Source organism: Paenibacillus sp. FSL R5-0749 (assembly GCF_038595085.1).
Taxonomy (GTDB): domain Bacteria; phylum Bacillota; class Bacilli; order Paenibacillales; family Paenibacillaceae; genus Paenibacillus.
In genome coordinates this window covers 3,730,517-3,750,207 of sequence record NZ_CP152005.1, presented here as the reverse complement: position 1 = coordinate 3,750,207, position 19,691 = coordinate 3,730,517, and the positions used below count along the sequence as shown (strand labels likewise).

Sequence of the window (19,691 nt, the reverse complement as noted above, 5' to 3'; positions counted from 1 at the left end):
CTTCCCGAAACCGTTTTCTATAAAAATAAATTAAAGGAGGTTTTCGCTGTTATGCAATTGGATCTCACAGGAAAAACGGCTCTTGTTACAGGCGCAACCGGACAACTGGGGAGAGTCATCGCACGCACGTTGGCCAACTGTGGCGCCAATCTGGCTTTACATTACATCAACAATGATACCAAAGCTCGAGAGCTCCAGGGTGAGATTGAAGCACTTGGTCGTAAGGCTGTAATTGTACAGGGAGATATTACGAAGCAGGATACGGCATTTCGGATTCGTGATGAAATTCAGCCTGTCCTCGGCGGAGTGGATATCGTCGTTGCCAATGCGGTCATTCAATATGAATGGACAACGGTGTTGGAACAGTCTCCTGAAGATTATTTGAGTCAGTTCGAGTCCTGTGTTATGCAGAGTGTGTATCTTGCCAAAGCTTTCATTCCACATATGCAAAACGTCAAAGCAGGTCGCTTTATTGGCATTAATACCGAATGTGCGATGCAAAACTTCGCTCACCAATCGGCCTACACCGCTGGTAAGCGTGGAATGGATGGCGTATATCGCGTGCTGGCCAAGGAGGTTGGCGAGTATCAGATTACCGTAAACCAGGTTGCACCTGGATGGACAATCAGTGAACGTGATCGCTCCAGTGAGCCTGGACACGATGAAGCATACACGCGTACCGTGCCACTGAAGCGCAGGGGTGAAGATCAGGAAATTGCCAATGCAGTTGCTTTTCTCGCTTCGGATCTGTCCTCATTTATCACAGGTGCCTATATCCCGGTAACTGGTGGAAATGTGATGCCTGCCATCTAAATACAAATAAGAGTTCAACCTTAATGAGGGTGTCCCATAAGTCATGAATATGACGGGGCATCCTCTTTGCTGTGTTTTTTTGTTGTAATGAACCTGACACACGTTATTCGCCCCCATTTGCCGAGATCTGAGATCTAACGAATCACAGAGACGTTATTTCGTCGATTCACTTGATTTTTTAGGTGTAGAAGCCCGTTTATGACTATATAGCGTTGCTGGGGTTCGTTAAATCTTGCAACTGATGATAATCTTCCTTTTAAGGTGCGGTAGGTTCGTTAGCGTTCGTTAGTCATTGGAGAGAAGCGGTATTCTTTTTGAAAAGCCTAATTTTTTGGAAATTTGCTAACAATGAAACAACCGTTATAAGGTGCTTAATTATTCATATATCCAGATATACATATGATTTGGTTCGGTTTTCAGCAGATTGGGGTATAAGAATAGGTATATTACCTGAGTGGAAACATAATCAAAATGAGCTATTAAAGGAGACCCATCACTTATGAAAAAAACAGTCGCGGACGTTCTGGTTGAATCCTTATTGAACGCTGGCATCAAACGAATATATGGCATTGTTGGAGACTCTTTGAATGCGGTGCTTGACTCCATCCGTCGTTCAGGCAAGATCGAGTGGATTCATGTGCGGCATGAGGAAGTGGCTGCTTTTGCTGCCGGGGCAGACGCTGAGGTCAGTGGAAGTATCGCTGTCTGCGCAGGTAGCAGCGGTCCTGGTAACATGCATCTGATTAACGGTCTGTACGATTGTCATCGCAATCGTGTGCCTGTACTCGCCATCGCTGCACATATCCCAAGTGACGAGATTGGTAGCGAATATTTTCAGGCGACTCATCCGGAGTATCTGTTCCAGGAATGCAGTGATTATTGTGAAGTGATTACAACAGCAAAACAGATGCCTCGCTCCCTTACGATGGCCATCCAGACAGCAGTTGCACGTTCAGGTGTATCTGTTGTTGTATTGCCGGGGGATGTAGCTGGACTGGATGCGGCGGACCTGCCTGTGCCAGAGCATGTATATCACGCGACCCATCCTGTGGTCCATCCTTCTGAGCCGGAACTCGTGAAATTGGCGGAATATCTGAATCAAGGCAAAAAAATTACATTGTTGTGCGGTGCAGGCTGCGCGGGCGCTCGGGAACCCCTGATGCAGCTCTGTGATCGGTTGAAATCCCCCATGGTTATTGCGTTAAGAGGCAAGGAATATTTGGAGTATGACAATCCCTATTCCGTCGGCCTTACCGGCCTGATCGGGTATTCATCCGGTTATCATGCCATGATGGACTGTGATGTATTATTGATGCTGGGAACGGATTTCCCATATCGTCAATTCTATCCCGAAGATGCAAAAGTACTTCAGGTCGACATACAATCTTCCCATCTCGGTCGTCGTACGAAGCTGAATTACGGCGTGTGTGGGGATGTAAAATCGACGATTGAAACTTTGCTTCCATATCTAACCGAAGAACACAGTGACAAACATTTGCGTAAAAGTGTGGATCGTTATGTGAAAGTACGTAAAGAACTGGACGAGCTGGCTGTTGGAAAACCGGGTAAAAAGCCCATCCATCCGCAGTACTTGACCAAGGTCATTAGTGATGCCGCCGCAGAGAATGCCATCTTCACATGTGATGTCGGTACACCGACAGTATGGGCAGCCCGTTATATTGAGATGAGCCGCAACCGCAGACTGCTCGGTTCATTTAGTCACGGTACGATGGCCAATGCGCTGCCACAAGCGATTGGTGCCCAGGTCGCTGATCCCGGCAGACAAGTCATCTCGTTGTCGGGTGATGGTGGTATTACGATGCTGATGGGTGATCTGTTGACATTGAAACAGCATAATCTGCCGATCAAGGTTGTGGTGTTTAATAATGGAGCACTTGGTTTTGTTGAGCTAGAGATGAAGGCTGCCGGATTCCTGGAGTCGGGAACAGAGCTTGTCAATCCGAACTTTGCGATGGTTGCCCAGGCGATGGGCATGGAAGGCATTCGCGTTGAAGATCCGGCTGAACTGGAAGGGGCTGTACAGCGTGCATTTCAGCATGATGGTCCTGTACTGATTGATGTCGTGGTGAATCGTCAGGAATTGTCCTTACCTCCGAAAATTGAGTTCAAACAGGCAGAAGGATTCACCTTATGGATGATGAAAGCCGTGCTGAACGGACGCGGTGACGAGATCATTGAATTGGCAAAAACCAATTTGCTGAGATAAGCGTTACGTTAAAGTGGATATGCACGTTTGAAGGTGTTGAACCACTAATTTTAATAGGGTTATTTATGTAATAAAGAGAGCATGCAACAAGACATTCTAGTTGCGTGCTCCTTCCATGAAATGATGAAAATGTGACATGTCATATAGTATGGATACATATTATATGATTTGTTTTTATGTCGAAAGTCTATTAGAATAGGTAAAGTCAGGAAGGTTTCATGCCATTTTTGACCTACATATTGCATCATTGCACGTACGTACGTTTCATATCGTATTCGTCGATCCAATCACAAGATGACACACACACATGGAGGAGATCAACATGAGTCACGCAGGAAAAGTAGCCATTATCACTGGAGCAGGAAGTGGATTGGGCCAAGCAGCAGCGCTAAAGCTGGCTGAGAAGGGCGCATCCATTGTCGTTGTAGATCTTGTCGAAGAGACAGGTCGTGAAACGGTTAAGCAGATTGAGAAGCTGGGAAGTAAAGCTATTTTTGTACAAGCAGATGTGAGTAAAGCACCTGAAGTTGAGAATTATGTAAAAAAAGCAATCGAAGAGTTCGGACGAATCGACATGTTCTTTAATAATGCAGGGATTGCGGGTCCTGGGATCAAGCTGATTGAACATACGATCGAGCAGTTTGACCAGATTATTGATGTTAACCTGAGAAGTGTGTTCTACGGATTGAAGTATGTGATTACGGAAATGCTCAAGACAGGTGGGGGTTCCATTCTGAATACAGCATCTACAGCCGGTATTGTTGGTGTACCCGCGGTTGCACCTTACGCAGCAACCAAACATGGCGTGGTCGGCTTGACCCGCACAGCTGCAATTGAATATGGCAAGGACAATATTCGTGTGAACGCGATTGCGCCAGGCACGATTGAGACACCGATGGTTGTTCAGTTTGGTAAAGATAATCCTGAAGTGTTCAAAGCAACGGTGGACAGCATTCCATCTGGACGTCTTGGCAGACCGGAAGAGATCGCGAATCTGGTTTCCTTCCTTCTGGGAGATGAAGCACCATATATCAATGGTGCAGTATATCCGATCGATGGTGCAGTTACAGCCCAATAAGCGTTAAGCTTATTGGCAATAAAATAGTTGTTAAGATGGTCAAAGAGAGGTCACTGTATGTGTACAGTGCCTCTCTTTTTGATTCCTCTTTTATACTGCGAATCCATATCAGGAAACGTTGTGTGATGCATCAGTTTGTGTACTTTTATTAGATGATGAACGATACGAGCCAATAACAATGATGATGGCCACAACGACCCCGACAGCCCCAATCCAGGTAATGGATGACAATGATACACTGCTGACCGCGATGCCACCAATACCTGCTCCAGCGGCCATGGCTAATTGCATGACCGAACTATTCAGACTAAGCATAATACCTGAGGATTCGGGAGCCATTGTCACGAGGTTATATTGCTGAGTTGGACCCGAAGACCATGCGGCAAAAGACCACAAAATCAGAACAAGCAAGACAGTGAGATGAGAGCTTGCCGTTATATTCAGCAGGACCAGACTCACGATATGCAGTGTCATGCCTGTGATCAACGTCCGTTTGACACCCCATCTGTCAGCACTGAATCCTCCTACTTTTGAACCAATCAGACTAGCTATGCCGAATGCGAGTAAAGCTGAACTGAGTAGTGCTTCGCTCATTCCTGCAACGGTTACGAGATAAGGTGAAATATACGTGTAAGCAATGGAATAACCACCTAACCAGAAAAATGTCACGAGCAGTGCTAAACCAATTCGTGGCTGTTTGAGCAACGATAGTTGTTTCTTCAGTGGAACAGATGCTTCCGCTTTTGAAGGCGGAATGGTGGCCGCAATAACCAGCATGGCGAGAATGCCGAGAACGGCTATACCTGCGAAAACAAGCTTCCAATCCCATGATGCAGCTACAAGCCTTCCTAGCGGAACGCCCACAATCAATGAAGCGGTAAAGCCAGTGATTACTGTGGCAATTGCACTAGCTTGTTTGCCCTCGGCAGCTATTTGGGAAGCGACTGTTAACGCCGTGACAACAACGACGCCTGCACCGAGAGCCATCAAGACACGTGCTGCGACGAACAGACCATAGCCCGGCAACAGATAAGCAAGTACATTCGCTAGAACGAACAGACCAAGGAAGTACAGCAACAGCCTGCGACGATCCCAGCGCGAAGTCAGTGCAATAATGACAGGTGTACCAAGCGCATATACGAGCGAAAAAATCGTAATGAGTTGCCCGGCAGCGATCAAAGAGATATTCATGGTATCTGCAATGCGATCCAAAATGCCGGCAATGACATATTCGGACGTTCCTACAAGGAAACTGACCAAGGCAAGAACATAGATTTTGAGCGTAGAAGACATGGATACACAACCTCTTTCTGTTCATAATTGTTATAATTCTAGAAATATAGAAATAAAGACGAGAGAACAAGGCATGAATCTGTGAATGCAAATCATATGTGAAATGTAACCCATCTGCGAATGGTGATGTAACAACTGAGATCCTGAAGATTGGCATAAGCATAAACTTATGTGACCTCATTCTACAATGATAATTGTTCACTGTTTCTATATTTCTAATTATATAGAAATATAACTTAAATTTTTTATTTATTTAGAAGATAGGGAACATACTTCTGTGCGGTCTCCGTGTTCAGGCTGTAGTAGATATACGTACCTTTCTTCTGTGAGGTGAGCAAGCCGCAATCGGACAGCTGTTTCAGGTGATGAGACAGAGTTGATAGGGCAACGGTAACAAGGCGACTCTCCAGATCGGCAGGACACAGGTTGCTTTCGCCCGATAGAATCTGAATGATTTTATAGCGTGTATGTTCACCAAGTGCTTTATGAATTTTGACCACTTGTTCAAGTTCATTCGGGTTTGGTTGCATCATCATCCGTCCTTTCGTCTTTATTTCTTATTTCTAGTAATATAGAAATACAGTATCATATGCCCTTTGAAAAGTAAACTCTCGGACGAAGATTCTTCCCCCGAGAGTGATGTGAGTTGTATATAGTTGTATATTACCGTTCCAGAGAATCAACATAGTCTTTGGCTTCCTTCAACGAAAGACCTCTGGCCTCGCGCAGTCGTTTGATCGCCATAATTTTTTTCCCTTGTTGTATAAGTGCAAGCAGCTCCAAATCCAGATCAGTTTGACCCGGTGGGCTTGTGTGTGAAGGAGATGCTTCCTTCGGCGACAAGGTGTAATTGTAGTCGGAGCGTGGGCTGGCGATTGCGGTTGAACCATTCTCCAGACGCTCCACATCTCTTTTCAATTCATTCAATTGGCGTTGCAGGCTGGTAACTCGGACCAATAATACTAGGATCAGAAGCGACAGAACGATCCATATCAAGGTGTTCATTTCCATGATGTCATGTGCCTCGCTTTCATGTATTCCTTATTAGCCATTATTTAAGTTGAACCGGGATTTCCTTGACACCACGAACAATCATGCCAGGTCTCCATTCCAGTTCATTCACATCTGCCTGAAGCTGCATATTTGGAAAACGATTCAGAAGTGTGCTGACTGCAATCTCACCTTCCAGACGAGCAAGCGGGGCTCCGAGGCAGAGATGAATGCCTTTGCCAAAAGCCAGGTGTGAACTTTTTTCGCGGGTAATGTCGAAGATATCAGCATCCTTAAACTGCTGTTCGTCCCGGTTGGCAGAATCAAGCGCAACGATGACAAGTTCACCTTGAGCAATATGCTGTCCACGGAATTCAATATCTTCAAGAGCCCAACGGGATGTGCTGAACTCTACCGGTCCGTTATAACGCAGCATCTCTTCAATGGCATTGTGAATAAGCTCGGGTTGCTTGATCAGCAGTTCGCGTTGCTCCGGATGCTCCAGCAGGGCGAGAATGCCGTTCCCGATGAGATTAACGGTTGTTTCATGACCGGCAATGATTAATAAAGAGACCACGCCAAGCAATTCTTGTTCAGTTAACTGCTGCCCGGATTCTTCTGCAATGACGAGCTGGCTGATCAGATCTGTGCCCGGGTCTTGGCGTACTTTCGCGAACCAGGCCGTAAGGTAATCTGTAAACTCCTTGGAATGCTGCTCAAACAGCTCAGCGCTCTCCGCTGTGGAAGCGTCGATTACCGTATTGGACCATATGCGGAATTGGTCACGATCCTGGGCAGGGACTCCCAAAATTTCACTGATAACAATGATGGGCAGCGGGAAAGCAAAATCATCGATCAGATTCATTTTTTCCTGTGACGGGAGGTTGTCCAGCAGTTCATCAGCGATGTCCTGAATATGGCTTCGCATGTTAGCGACCATTTTGGGTGTGAATGCTTTCTGCACAAGTCCCCGAAGACGTCTATGATCTGGCGGATCGGAGAATAACATATTATTCGAGAAAATGCTTTGATTTTCAGCGCCATAACGTCGGACCATGTCTTTGCTGAAGCGAGGATCTTTCAAAATCTGGACTGCATCCTCGTATCGGGTAATAATCCAACCGAATTCTCCATGTGGAAACATGACTCTGAAAACAGGCTCATCTTTTCTTAACTTTTCATACACCGGGTAAGGGTTATGTGTGAATTCTTTGGTAAAAAACGCTGGCTTTGAGGATTCGTGTATTTCATTCGGTTTCAAATGCAAAATCTCCTCTCATATTCCTTCATATGTCTGCACCTTCTATATATTCAATACGTAGGCTTTTGAAACCTTGTTTTTGGTCCAGGTGAATGATTGAGCAGGAAAATAGAGGAAGATGGAAGAAGACATGGTAGATAGAAATGATTATTATGCTTGGTAAAAATGAAAACGAGGTGAACGCTGACATGTCTTACACACAACTTCCTTTGCATCAACACCGGATTCCGGCAAGTCGAATGGTTCTTGGCTGTATGCGTTTTGGGGGCGAATGGGACGGGTTTCCCATTACTTCAGATCTTGTCGTGGAGGGTCATCGAGCGGTCGAAGCGGCTATCGAAATAGGGATTAATCACTTTGATCTGGCGGATATATACACACGTGGTAAGGCAGAGCATGTATTGGGGCGAGTCTTATCCGAAACTCCTGGCTTACGTGAACAGATCATTATACAGTCGAAGTGTGGTATACGTCTTGTGGGTGATGATGAAGGACCGCAGCGTTATGACACTTCAGGTGCACATATCCTGGCGAGTGTCGACGGTATCCTGGAACGGCTTGGCATCGATTATCTGGACATTTTGCTGTTACACCGTCCTGATCCACTAGCCCATCCACAAGAGATTGGAGAAGCACTGGCTGAGCTGCATCATTCCGGTAAGGTACGCCATTTTGGTGTATCCAATATGGGGTCTGAACAGATTCGCCTTCTTCAACTTCATAGTAAAGTACCTCTGATTGTGAATCAGTTGGAGATGAGTCTGGACAAAATCGGATTCGTAGAAGCTAGTGTGACGGTGAATCGCCCCCAAGCCAGAGACAACGTATTTCCCTATGGCACGATGGAATATTGTCAGGCAGAACATATTCAACTGCAAGCTTGGGGTCCACTTGCTCAAGGTCGATTTACGGGCAGGGTCGTCGAAGGGCAACGCCCGGAGATTGCGCATACGGCTGGGCTGGTTGATCGAATGGCCAAAGAGCGTGGGGTGACACCGGAATCTATTGTACTGGCTTGGTTAATGAAGCATCCAGCAGGGATTCAGCCAGTCATTGGTTCGATTCGACCAGAACGTATTCTGGCCTGTCGTGATGCAGCAAATATGGAGCTTACCCGTTATGAGTGGTACGAGCTGTATTCCGCTTCATGCGGGCGTAGGATGTAACTAGAGATATCAGAGGATTGCTTCGTTTTGATCGAAAAATTAATAGATATTGTGTGAAAGATGATTGTAGAAGAAGACACGGTTGCTGAGCTGTGTCTTTCTTTGTGATATCTGGCCTCATTTGGTTGAAACACAATATGGAAAGTGTAATGATTCCTATGATCATATGACCTACACTGCGAATGTACTAGTCATAAGCATGCTCTTTTGCTCGAAACCCGTGTGTCGAAACGACTATAAGGATAATTCAACTTCATATTTGTGCTAGAGGATATGTCCATGGGCTTAGGAAGAGTGCTGATAAGAAGGACGTTTCAACCATTTTTATCGTTTTACCGGGTAGATGTTAGGGTGCTGTGATAAAATGATAGGAATAAGAACATACGATCTGTTTATGTGAGAGGAGACACCTTGACGATGGAGATGCTTAAACCACCCGCCGAGACATTATACGAGGTTGAATTACGTGCACTGCGAGAAGAGGATCAGGGAAAACGTCCCCCGAACTGGCTGTTATCTCCCGCCTATGTGCGTGATTTTATTATTGGCAGGGATAAGCCAGCGCTATGGAATGGAGAAGAAATCCCGATTACCCGCAAATTTTATGGCAATGACGTGTTGATCGAACGTGCAGTAGTCACTTTGGCAGGCAATCGGGGATTAATGCTTGTGGGAGAACCCGGAACAGCCAAGACCATGCTTAGCGAACTATTAACCGCAGCGATCTCCGGCACCAGCCTGAACACGATTCAAGGTACAGCAGGTACGACGGAAGACATGATCAAGTATTCATGGAATTACGCCATGTTGCTGGATAAAGGCCCTTCGGAAGCGGCGCTTGTACCATCGCCGTTATATAACGGAATGAAGAAAGGCATTCTTACCCGATTTGAAGAGATTACACGTTGTCCCGCTGAAGCGCAGGATAGTCTGATCAGTATTCTCAGTGACAAGGTTATGAGCATTCCCGAACTGGATGGCGGTGTACTGTTTGCCCAGCCGGGATTTAACGTTATTGCTACAGCCAATATTCGGGATAAAGGTGTTAACGAAATGAGCGGTGCCTTGAAACGGCGGTTCAATTTTGAAACGATCAAGCCCATTCATAACGTGAAGATGGAAGCCAAAATTATTGAATCCCAGGCAAGAAGCCTGTTATTACATAGTGGAATTGATATTGAAATTAACCCGGATGTGGTTGAATTGCTGGCTACAACCTTTATGGAACTGCGCACCGGCATGACACGGGAAGGCTACAAGCTGGATACACCTCAAGCCTCCATGAGTACAGCAGAAGCGGTGTCAGTCTATGTCCAGAGTGCGATGACTTCCTATTACTACGAAGATAAGGCTATTGCGCTGGATCGATTAGTGCAGAACATGCTAGGGACCATTGCGAAGGAAAACGACAAGGATCTGTCCATTCTCAAAACCTACTTCTCCAAGGTTGTTAAAGAACGTTCCAGGGAAGAGGGAATATGGAAGGACTATTATGAGGAGAGAAAATGGATCGGTTAACAGCAGTTCTGGACCCTGATGTTGATCAGTTACAATCCTTGTTCAAGTCCCATGTCTATAACCTGAGTAATCATACGGTCTATTACCCAATACGACACCACAGTCCTGTATGTTCATATCACTTGTTACGATTAATCGAAGAGTACAAGCCGGATATCATTCTGATCGAAGGACCAGAGAGCGGTAATCCATTCATTTCGGTTCTGAGTGATGAGGCAACCTTGCCTCCTGTCAGTCTGTACTACACCTATGAGAGTGAGTTGCAGAGAGAAGCCTGCTATTATCCGATGCTTCGTTATTCGCCTGAATATGTGGCCATGAAAGAAGCAAAACGACTGGGCATTCCGGCGAAGTTTATTGACCTGGACTACCAACATTTCTCCACTCATGCATCCAAATCCGGCCAGATAGAGCAAAAGGAGATCTCCATCCAAGACGAAACCTTGCTTGCAGGGTCGGAATTTATCAACCGATTGTGCCAAAAAACAAACTGTCGCAGTTTTGATGAATTGTGGGAAAAGGTGTTTGAGATTGGTGGACTGGAGAAATCTACTGAGGAATTCGTGCAGGATGTATTCACGTATTGCACGCTATCCCGAATGTGTTATTCCACGGAACGATTACAGTCTTCAGGTGATTTGGCAAGAGAAGTGTATATGAAACAACGTATTCAACAAGCGGTACTTGAGCATGAGCGTGTGCTTGTCATTACCGGTGGATTTCATACTTATGGACTGTTGATGTCAGAGAAACATGAATCAGAATTGGAACAGCCAGAAATGGATAAACAACATGCAGAACAACATTTGGATGCACAAGGTAAACCAGGTAGGTCTCCACACAGTGCGTTTGATCCAAGTGCGGTTCACCAACAGATGTACCCGATGGTCTATACCTTTGCTGAAGCAGATCGGCTTAATGGATATGCAAGCGGCATGCCTTATGTGAATTATTACGATCAGATCTGGAACCAGCTGCTTCGCAAGAAGAGTACACCATACAATCTAACGGCTCTGGACTTGTTATCTCGGCTGATGCGCAAATTACGGGACGGTCACGAACATGTATCAACCAGTGATGCGATTGAGGCGTACAGTATGATTCAGGGACTTGCCGGTCTTCGGGGTAAAAGGGAAGGCGGCGTGTACGAGTTGATGGATGCAGCACTCTCTTCCTTTGTGAAGGGGGAGCTTACCTTGGCTACCGATAAACCGTTGCAAGAGCTACAGCAGTTATTGACAGGAGACGTCATTGGAAGCGTGGCTCCCAATTCATTCAGTATCCCCATCGTGGAGGATTTCAAGGCGCGTTGTACAGTCTACAAATTGCAGATTCGCACAACAGGACAACACAAGAAAGTGCTGGATTTGTATGCGAAACCAGAGCATCGTCAGATCAGCCAATTGATTCAATGCATCACGTATCTGGTTCCAGAATTCGCAAAACGGCAATCGGGGCCAGACTGGATCGCAGAGCGTGACATGAATCTGGTTCGTGAAACCTGGGTTTATATGTACTCTTCCCGCATTGAGGCCAGATTGATAGAGAACTCCCTTTATGGCGGAACGCTTGCTGGAGCAGCCACACGCAAAATGGAAGAACAAATGCAGGAGATCCCGGATCATCATAGCGGTGAACTTGCCGGGCTCATGCTTCAAGCACTGCTCATGGGACTTCAGAACACAGCAATGAAGCTCTATGAACAGGTGCGCTCGGCGCTGAGAACCGACGGGAATTTCCTATCCTTATGTAACAGCTTGCAAGTCTTGAACCGAATTCATCAACACCGCAGGTTGCTGGGATTATCTGACGAGCAACATCTCCCTGACCTGGTATCCGAAGCTTATAGGAACGCCGTGGACAAGTTGTTGCAGCTCTCCAGAGCCAATCCGGATGAACATGAAGCCATTATTCAGGGACTGAAGCTGCTAGCCATGCTCGCGGAGTCATCGGAGGCGTATTTTCAGGATGAGACATTCCGAATTCATCTGAATGAGCTTTTGTCTGATCACCAGCTTCCTGCACAGCTGGAGGGTGTGTGTGTGGCTATTTCCTCAGGGCTCGGCGACAGGCCCCGAGATGAGATTGTTGATCGTGCTCGCGGGTATATCCATGGTACACCGGATCAGACCCGTCAAACGGCATTTTTTTTACAGGGCGTATTCACAGTCGCACGTGACGCTTTTTTATATGAAGATCAGCTCTTATCCGAGTTGAATGTGTTGATTGAAAAGCTGTCATACGACGACTTCATCAGCATGGTACCGGAATTAAGGCTGGCATTCACTTACTTTACACCAATGGAAACAGGCTTGATTGCTGAACGGGTGGCAAGTCTGCATCAGGTTGAACCAGTGGAGATGTCAAGACCTGCGGTTGATGAACAGATGCTGATCCAGTCCAAAGCATGGGACGAAGCGCTTCGAAAGGAGTTTGCCGCATGGAAGCTAATATGAATGAAGCGAATCGGAGCGCGGGCGAACCCAGAGTAATCAAGGAAAGTTCCAATCTGGATGGAGGCAAACGAGGGGAGCATCCTTCTGCTGAAACCTTAAATCGCTGGCGTCTGATTCTTGGTGAATCGGCCGAAGAAGGGCTGTGCAATACAGACCAATACACTTCGAGTGAATTTCAATATACGGAAATGGATGAGATTCTGGGCTATCTCTACAACCGTGAATACGGTGAAGAACAAGGTTACCGAAAAGAAGGAGGACGCGGTGCGTCCAACCTGACTGTACCGAAATGGTTACACAAGGTCAGGGACCTATTTCCCAAACCAACGGTAGAAATATTGGAGAAGCAGGCACTCGACCGCTATGGACTGACTGAATTGTTAACAGACAAAAAGCTGCTTGAGTCCCTTGAACCCAACATGAATCTGCTCAAGAACATTATGCAGTTCAAAGGACGGATGAAAGGTGAGGTGTTAAAGAGCGCCAAAGAGATCGTGCGAACGGTGGTTGAGGAACTCCGCAGCAAGCTGGAATCTCAGACTCGAGCCAGTATCATGGGTAAGCGCAGTCGTTATACTTCGAGTTCAGTACGATCCTTGCGCAATCTGAATTTCAAACGAACCATCACCAAAAATATGAAAAATTATGATAAAAATAAGCGCAGATTTGTGATTGATCGCCTCTATTTCGACGGGAATATACAACCTCATAACAAGTGGAACATCATTATTGGGGTGGATGAAAGTGGCAGTATGCTGGATTCAGTTATCTACAGTTCGGTGATGGCCAGCATCTTCTATCGCTTGAATGCGCTGCGCACGAAATTATTCATTTTTGATACACAGGTGGTTGACCTGAGCGACAGGCTGGAAGACCCCGTAGACGTGCTTATGAATGTACAGCTCGGTGGGGGGACACATATTACCAAAGCGTTGCGTTATGGCGAGACGCTGATCGATAATCCAGGCAAAACGATCTTTATTCTGGTCAGTGACCTGGAGGAAGGTTACCCAATCGCGCAGATGTACAAAGCCTGTAAAGATATCATCGACGCAGGCTGCAAATTGCTGGTTCTCACTGCGCTCGATTTTAACGGAGATTCAGTCTATAACCAACATGCCGCACAGACGTTGACCAATATGGGCGCACATGTAGCAGCAATTACCCCAAACGAGCTTGCGGATTGGATTGGCGAGATCATCACTTAAATTCAAGGAGGAATGTGTAATGCTTACCACAGATCGTGCAGTAGAAACTTTGGTGGAGAAATTCGCAGTAACGTGTTCAAACGAGTATTCATTAAAAACAGATCGAAGCTCCGAGATTATTGATTATGTCTTGGGAACGACAGACAAGTTCCCGGATATGTTGGGAAATTCGAGTCATTATGTGTATCAGACGATTGATCTGCTCATGAAGCTCGCCAAAAAAGAGGACGGAGACATCTTTTACCGTGCCGGGGCTATTGTGATATATCTGGAATCGACTTATTCCAAAAGAAATACATGGAGAACGGATGCCTTTACCATCTGTATGGGAAATGATTCTGAAGCCTACGGCTTAAGCGGGAAGAGCAAAAGTTCTGATCGCATGGGCGGGTTGTTGGCCAGGTTGGAGAAGATCCAACAGTTTGCGGGCGAAAACGAAATTCTGGCTGAATTGAAGAGCAAATTAAAACGTGCCCAGTGGCTTTTTGATTCCAAAAAAGCGGACAGTCAGGGGAATTATCGGGATGTCATTAATGCATTAATGCTCCTGCAACTATATTCGAAGCTAAGTGATACCTCTTCTCATGCAGAGGTTGAATCTGCTGCGCAATCGTTGCCAGCGTTGTTTCAACATGTGATGGCGAATGATCCTGATCAGTTGCGGAATGAGCTACATACGTTGATCGAACCTATAGTGGTCAGTAACATTCAAGGGAAGCATAACGGCTCTTCCCAAGAATTAAAAGATGAATTCCTCAAGCAAAAGCGTAGTCAGCTCATAGCTGAGCTGTATCCCAATACGTCTTTCTCTCCTAAAGAGCAATGTTCACACGCTGTATTCCATCAAACGATGGTACTGGTGAGCAGTGCCTTGCTGTACCTGATTAATATTAGTGGAGGCAAACAACGGTTTCTTGATGCAAAGAGTGAGATTGGGAATGTTTTGCTTCACACCCTGCATCAGTTACATGAGATTTATCCACTTGAAGTTCGAAGTTACTTGCTGAGTATGGACCCGAGAGCAAAGAGTCCCAATGATCTGCTTGCTGGACTTGTGCCTCTGGATGAGCCTTATCAGTTGGTTGAAATGCTGAGAGACGAGCTTAATATGTATACCATATCCTGGAACATGCTACGATCCGCGGTCACGAATCATCCTGAACAAGCAATTCGAGCTTACGAGTTGATCAAAACGCCATTCCTCAAACTTTGCATTCAAAAATTCATGGAGGATCAGGGATTGGAGCTGCCCAATGCAGAGGAGTCATTGGAGCAAGCAGTATTCAGCGCTTTGCGGCATCCATTGGATGGGGGGCGCCAGGGAATTGCGATTGCAAGATACTTAAGTGGGGAAAACACCCTTGAGGAATATTGGCAAGACTCGAATAGTCGTGCGTTGTTTAATCAACTGAATCGGGACAAGAAGCGTGTTCATATTCTCATCAGTATTAGTTTTCTGCCCTTGGAGTCGGAAGCAATGCGCAGATTCGCAATCCTGACCACTCATCCCGATTGGACGCTGGATATTGTCTCAGACATGTATAATTCATACGCGTTTAGTGGAGAGAAACTGCTTCAACGTTATGGACAAGATCCTGAGGTGCAACGTGAAAAATTGCTGACCAGCCTGATCTCTCTCAATGGCATGACCGACTACAGATACAAAGCCATGCCACATGACGAATACCGCCGAATCATTCAGCAGAATCTGGACTATGCACTGACACAGTACAAGAAACTGCCAACGGATACGCGCATTTTAATTCTGGAGATTACTTTTGAACAGCGTGATGAGCTCTCGAAGAAACAACTGTCCGAAGCGATTCGTGCCGGACTGCAGGATTCGTCCAAGAAGGCCAACGGTGTGGCGTTAGCCGAATTCAATCGGATACCTGATCAGGACTTGTATACACTCGTATACCTTTCGGAGAAAAAAGTGGGAATCAAAGAGATGGCTCTGACCGCAATCCGCAGTTTGGAAAACAGCAAAGAGCTGTACGGTGAGCTTTTGAAGAAGGAGAAGGCAGCCGATTGGAAGAACCTGATTCAAATTCTGCTCGATACCGCGGATCTGAGCCCGGAGTATGCCCATGCTGCGCTTGCTGATCAGGCAGATAGCAAAAAGCTGTCCAGACTAAGCTGGTTGTCCCTGAAAGATCTCCCTTCCCTGATACGGACAGAGGATAATGAAAAGGTAGATGACCGAATTAAGCTTTATGTGCTGGTGCAATCCTTGGATCATACATCTGGTCCCAATGAAAGGTTAAATGAATTACGGGACTACGTAAGTGAGGCATCGCTCGCTCGTTTTGCAAGTGAATTGCTTCAGGTCTGGATTCAGGAAGGTGCTCCCGCGAAAGAGAAGTGGGTGATGTATGTTTCAGCACTCTTTGGTGATATTCAGATTGTAAATATTCTGGCTCCGCAAATTAAGGAATGGACCGAAAACAGTCGTGGTGCGATTGCAGCGGATGCTGTAAAAGTGCTCGCTTATCTGAAAGATCCATCCGCTCTTATGGCGATTGACAAGATCAAACGTGGTGTGAAGAACCGCCAAGTGAAAGGTGCAGCTGAAGAAGCATTGCAGCTTGCAGCTGATAATATGGGACTTACCTCGGAACAATTGGAAGATCGGTTGGTCACTACACTTGGTTTTGATGAAAAAGGGACCATGCAGCTGAGTTACGGGGAGCGCTCCTTCCTGGTTAAGGTGAATGGAGACTTGCAAGTGGTTGTACTCAATGAAGAAACGGGCAAATCCGTGAAGAGTCTGCCTGCTCCTGCACAGAAAGACGATGCTGAACTCGCAGCACAGTCCAAGGCACGTTTTACGCAGCTGAAAAAAGATCTCAAATCCATGGTTAACATTCAGGCGCAGCGTCTGGAAGAATCATTGTCCAAGCAACGTCTGTGGTCTGCCGATGAGTGGAAATCTCTGTTTGTTGATAATGTCATCATGCAAAAATTTGCTGTTGGTCTGATCTGGGGAACGTATGAGGATGGCGTTCTGATCAGCACGTTCCGTTATATGGAGGACGGCACCTTTAATTCCGTGGATGAAGATGAGGTTGATCTGCCTTCAGGTGCACAAGTGGGACTTATACACCCATTGGAACTGGATCAGGCGACGCTTGAAGGTTGGATAACGCAGTTGGAGGATTACGAGATCAAGCAGCCGTTTGAACAACTGAATCGTGAAATTCATCAGCCTGAAGATGAGGACAAGACCAAGAATGAATACGATCGTCTACCTGAGTCTGATTTCTCACCAACGTCTTTCCCCAAAGCACTGGAGAAATACGGCTGGATCAAGGGGCCTGCACAGGACGGCGGCTGGTATCATGAATTTTATAAAGAGTACGGAGATCTTGTTGCGGAATTGCAATTCAGTGGTACGAGTATTACGTATTACGAAGGATTGGATGACATTACCCTGGAATCCCTGCATTTCTTCAAACCGAATAACAAGCAATATTATTACTACGGTGACAACAAACCCATTGCTTTGGGCAACGTTTCAGGTCGCGTATTCAGTGAAACGATCTACGATATTTTGAGAGCAACGGGGCGTTGATAACGTGAGTGCGTTCAAGGAGAAATTCCGGATTTTTTCGAAGCTGTGTACAGAGGATTATCTGATCCGTTACGCCAACAAGGGATTGTACAAAAGGTCTTTGAAAGAGTTGGACAATGGTGTAACTGTAAGATACACATGGAATGAATCATCCGTGAGCTGCGAGTTAAGTGATGGGACACAATGTACGCTTGAGGATACGCTGGATCATTGGAATTGTTCCTGTCCGTCAGAGCATATCTGCAAGCATGTGCTGATTGCAATTCTATATGATCAACGGAAACATTCGTTACAGGATTCGATCAGTGTTGACGAGAAGCAAATGCCAGATAAGGACTCAGGAATATCGGAAAAGAATTCCTTGTACGTATTAAAAGGTTTAACAGTAACAGACTTTGTGTCAAACGTAGGATCAAATAGGGATGATTCAGACGTAGTTTCGCATGGAGCATCTCGTGAGATCGAGTCTCGTTTCCGCTGGATGACGGAGTCTGATCTTAGCGTGTTAATTAAACCATATAGTGCTTCCATGATAGAGGAAGTTGTATTCCGCTTAAGGTACCCTGAAGAGGTGAAGATCATTGAAGATTCACTTCTTACGGTACAGCTGACAAGCCAGAACATTGAGGTGTCTTTTACTGAGGAAGCCAGTCTTGCGAAAGCTCTTTGCAAGGTGCCGCAGACAGCCGGAAAGCTGGCCAAGCTTGAAGCATTGTTACGGTATCGTGCACTAAAAGGGCTGGATGATACGGATGCATTAAGTGGACGAGTGTACGAAGCCAAGTTTTCTTTGCAGACCGTGCAGGAATGTCGCATGATGCTGGCAGGATTGTTGAAGACGGGACTGGCCCGTCTTCCGCAGTCCTATATGGCACAATTGGAGACACTGGCCATTGCTGCCCATAGTGGTAACCTGCCTGACATCGAACGCAGTCTGCGAGGGATTCAAGGCGAACTACAGTTGTTTTTCAACAGACATATCCGTTTCTCCATGCAATCCATGCTGGATCGAGTAAGCAAGCTGTATCTTGCACTCCAGGTTCTTGAAGAGAAACAGGTGTCAACCATTCAACAGAGTCAGCTCATTGGCAGTTTTCGAAGTAAATACTTTACGGTTCCTTCACTTCACCTGTATGGACTGGGAGCCGATGCATGGGAGACACGATCCGGTTTCCGTGGTATCACCTATTACTTCTATTGTTTCGATGATGGGGAAATCTACACCTATAGCGATGTACGTGCTGTGTATTATGATGATCAGCAGTTCTCATATACAGAGCATTATGGTGCATTTACACCATGGCTGCCTCATGTGACCTTTCGTCAGTTCGTGGGTGAAGAAGTTCAATTCCAATCCGTGAAAGTGAATGAAGAACGTCGGATTTCCTCCGGAGAAGGTGCCAAGCTTGCCATTTTGCCACGTTCGGGCGTGGAAACGCTGAATATGGGCAAAATCATGCAGGATGCATCGTCTGTACTTCAAGAGGAATCGCGAACATTTGACTTATTCACTGCGCCTAGAGAACGACTGGCTGTGATCAAAGTTGCTCGAATTGTGGACCATAGCTTTGTCAAACAAACGCAAGATCTTGTCCTAAAGGTTGAGAGTGCCGATGGAGAACTACTGACACTCACTCTCCCGTATTCAACAGATTGGCAGACAATGATCCAAAGACTGGAATCAGGATATGGTTCCCAATCCCTTGAACACTTCTATGCGTTCGTGCGTGTGGAATCAAGACGGATTAGCCCAATCAGTTTCCTGAAGGGTCAAACGGTGCTTAGTCTTAAACTGGATATCGGGAATGGAAGGATGGGGAGACTTGGAAGAATATAATCAGTTCATGCATAGAATCAGCAGCTGGTCTGAAGAGTTGCTCCTGCGTGGGGTATCCCAGTTTGCAATCCGAGATATTGAAGTACTTGAGCAGCTCGCAGCGGAATCCATGCGTTTGCAGATGAGTTTCCTTCACGAGTTGTTAAATCACACGATCAAGGAAGGGCGTAGTGTAGCTCTTGGGCAAGGTAATGAAGAGTTGCTGTTATTTCAGTATTGTCGTCTCACCCAATATGTACAGCTTAGTATGCAAGAAGAGGCTTAATATTG

General features: G+C 46.1%; 14 protein-coding genes. 10 read left to right on the top strand and 4 right to left on the bottom strand.

Features of this window, described 5'->3' with window-relative positions; translation table 11 throughout:
• Nucleotides 1–51: 51 nt before the first annotated feature.
• The 3 genes from MKY85_RS16480 to MKY85_RS16470 all read left to right on the top strand — a co-directional run bounded on the left by MKY85_RS16480 (nucleotide 52) and on the right by MKY85_RS16470 (nucleotide 4,118).
• Nucleotides 52–813, top strand: a complete 762-nt coding sequence (locus MKY85_RS16480) for an SDR family oxidoreductase (protein ID WP_342570164.1) — start codon at nucleotides 52–54, stop codon at nucleotides 811–813.
• 499 nt (nucleotides 814–1,312) lie between these two features.
• Complete coding sequence (gene poxB / locus MKY85_RS16475) at nucleotides 1,313–3,040, top strand: ubiquinone-dependent pyruvate dehydrogenase (RefSeq protein WP_342570162.1); 1,728 nt, start codon at nucleotides 1,313–1,315, stop codon at nucleotides 3,038–3,040.
• 322 nt (nucleotides 3,041–3,362) lie between these two features.
• Nucleotides 3,363–4,118 carry an SDR family NAD(P)-dependent oxidoreductase gene (locus MKY85_RS16470; protein ID WP_342570160.1) on the top strand — a complete coding sequence of 252 codons (756 nt, stop codon included), beginning with the start codon at nucleotides 3,363–3,365 and terminating at the stop codon, nucleotides 4,116–4,118.
• Nucleotides 4,119–4,226: 108 nt separating this feature from the next.
• Here the strand turns inward: MKY85_RS16470 and MKY85_RS16465 are convergent, their stop codons facing one another.
• From MKY85_RS16465 to MKY85_RS16450, 4 genes are all read right to left on the bottom strand, one after another.
• Nucleotides 4,227–5,411: an MFS transporter gene (locus MKY85_RS16465; protein ID WP_342570158.1), complete on the bottom strand. Its 1,185-nt coding sequence runs from the start codon at nucleotides 5,409–5,411 to the stop codon at nucleotides 4,227–4,229.
• Nucleotides 5,412–5,656: 245 nt separating this feature from the next.
• Entirely contained in the window at nucleotides 5,657–5,944 is a 288-nt protein-coding gene (locus MKY85_RS16460) for a metalloregulator ArsR/SmtB family transcription factor (RefSeq protein WP_278294764.1), read from the bottom strand.
• A gap of 130 nt (nucleotides 5,945–6,074) precedes the next feature.
• Nucleotides 6,075–6,422 carry a ribosomal protein L7/L12 gene (locus MKY85_RS16455; RefSeq protein WP_342570156.1) on the bottom strand — a complete coding sequence of 116 codons (348 nt, stop codon included), beginning with the start codon at nucleotides 6,420–6,422 and terminating at the stop codon, nucleotides 6,075–6,077.
• Nucleotides 6,423–6,462: 40 nt separating this feature from the next.
• Complete coding sequence (locus tag MKY85_RS16450) at nucleotides 6,463–7,662, bottom strand: cytochrome P450 (protein WP_342570155.1); 1,200 nt, start codon at nucleotides 7,660–7,662, stop codon at nucleotides 6,463–6,465.
• Nucleotides 7,663–7,850: 188 nt separating this feature from the next.
• On the opposite strand from MKY85_RS16450, the gene MKY85_RS16445 reads away from it, so the two are divergent.
• The 7 genes from MKY85_RS16445 (at nucleotide 7,851) to MKY85_RS16415 (ending at nucleotide 19,686) form a co-directional block, all read left to right on the top strand.
• On the top strand, nucleotides 7,851–8,828 hold the full coding sequence (locus MKY85_RS16445) for an aldo/keto reductase (protein ID WP_342570154.1): 978 nt from the start codon (nucleotides 7,851–7,853) through the stop codon (nucleotides 8,826–8,828).
• A 417-nt stretch (nucleotides 8,829–9,245) separates the two neighbouring features.
• Nucleotides 9,246–10,346 (top strand): AAA family ATPase, encoded by a 1,101-nt coding sequence (locus tag MKY85_RS16440; protein WP_339234181.1) that lies wholly within the window; start codon nucleotides 9,246–9,248, stop codon nucleotides 10,344–10,346.
• Nucleotides 10,334–12,802, top strand: coding sequence for a DUF5682 family protein (locus MKY85_RS16435; RefSeq protein ID WP_342570153.1), 2,469 nt, complete (start codon nucleotides 10,334–10,336; stop codon nucleotides 12,800–12,802). Before MKY85_RS16440 ends, MKY85_RS16435 begins: the two co-directional genes overlap by 13 nt.
• Nucleotides 12,787–14,010 carry a VWA domain-containing protein gene (locus MKY85_RS16430; RefSeq protein ID WP_342570151.1) on the top strand — a complete coding sequence of 408 codons (1,224 nt, stop codon included), beginning with the start codon at nucleotides 12,787–12,789 and terminating at the stop codon, nucleotides 14,008–14,010. The genes MKY85_RS16435 and MKY85_RS16430 overlap by 16 nt, the downstream gene beginning before the upstream one ends.
• 19 nt (nucleotides 14,011–14,029) lie before the next feature.
• The gene (locus MKY85_RS16425; RefSeq protein ID WP_339234174.1) at nucleotides 14,030–17,584 is read left to right on the top strand and encodes a DUF4132 domain-containing protein; all 3,555 of its coding nucleotides are present in this window, start codon (nucleotides 14,030–14,032) and stop codon (nucleotides 17,582–17,584) included.
• 4 nt (nucleotides 17,585–17,588) lie between these two features.
• Nucleotides 17,589–19,421, top strand: coding sequence for a hypothetical protein (locus MKY85_RS16420; RefSeq protein WP_342570147.1), 1,833 nt, complete (start codon nucleotides 17,589–17,591; stop codon nucleotides 19,419–19,421).
• Nucleotides 19,408–19,686, top strand: a complete 279-nt coding sequence (locus tag MKY85_RS16415) for a hypothetical protein (RefSeq protein WP_342570145.1) — start codon at nucleotides 19,408–19,410, stop codon at nucleotides 19,684–19,686. The genes MKY85_RS16420 and MKY85_RS16415 overlap by 14 nt, the downstream gene beginning before the upstream one ends.
• Nucleotides 19,687–19,691: the final 5 nt, after the last annotated feature.

Bases quoted from the DNA above. Each gene is read 5' to 3' on its own strand.
- MKY85_RS16480 (WP_342570164.1), top strand. From the start codon at position 52: ATGCAATTGGATCTCACAGGAAAAACGGCTCTTGTTACAGGCGCAACC.
- poxB (WP_342570162.1), top strand. From the start codon at position 1,313: ATGAAAAAAACAGTCGCGGACGTTCTGGTTGAATCCTTATTGAACGCT.
- MKY85_RS16470 (WP_342570160.1), top strand. From the start codon at position 3,363: ATGAGTCACGCAGGAAAAGTAGCCATTATCACTGGAGCAGGAAGTGGA.
- MKY85_RS16465 (WP_342570158.1), bottom strand. From the start codon at position 5,411: ATGTCTTCTACGCTCAAAATCTATGTTCTTGCCTTGGTCAGTTTCCTT.
- MKY85_RS16460 (WP_278294764.1), bottom strand. From the start codon at position 5,944: ATGATGCAACCAAACCCGAATGAACTTGAACAAGTGGTCAAAATTCAT.
- MKY85_RS16455 (WP_342570156.1), bottom strand. From the start codon at position 6,422: ATGGAAATGAACACCTTGATATGGATCGTTCTGTCGCTTCTGATCCTA.
- MKY85_RS16445 (WP_342570154.1), top strand. From the start codon at position 7,851: ATGTCTTACACACAACTTCCTTTGCATCAACACCGGATTCCGGCAAGT.
- MKY85_RS16440 (WP_339234181.1), top strand. From the start codon at position 9,246: ATGGAGATGCTTAAACCACCCGCCGAGACATTATACGAGGTTGAATTA.
- MKY85_RS16435 (WP_342570153.1), top strand. From the start codon at position 10,334: ATGGATCGGTTAACAGCAGTTCTGGACCCTGATGTTGATCAGTTACAA.
- MKY85_RS16430 (WP_342570151.1), top strand. From the start codon at position 12,787: ATGGAAGCTAATATGAATGAAGCGAATCGGAGCGCGGGCGAACCCAGA.
- MKY85_RS16425 (WP_339234174.1), top strand. From the start codon at position 14,030: ATGCTTACCACAGATCGTGCAGTAGAAACTTTGGTGGAGAAATTCGCA.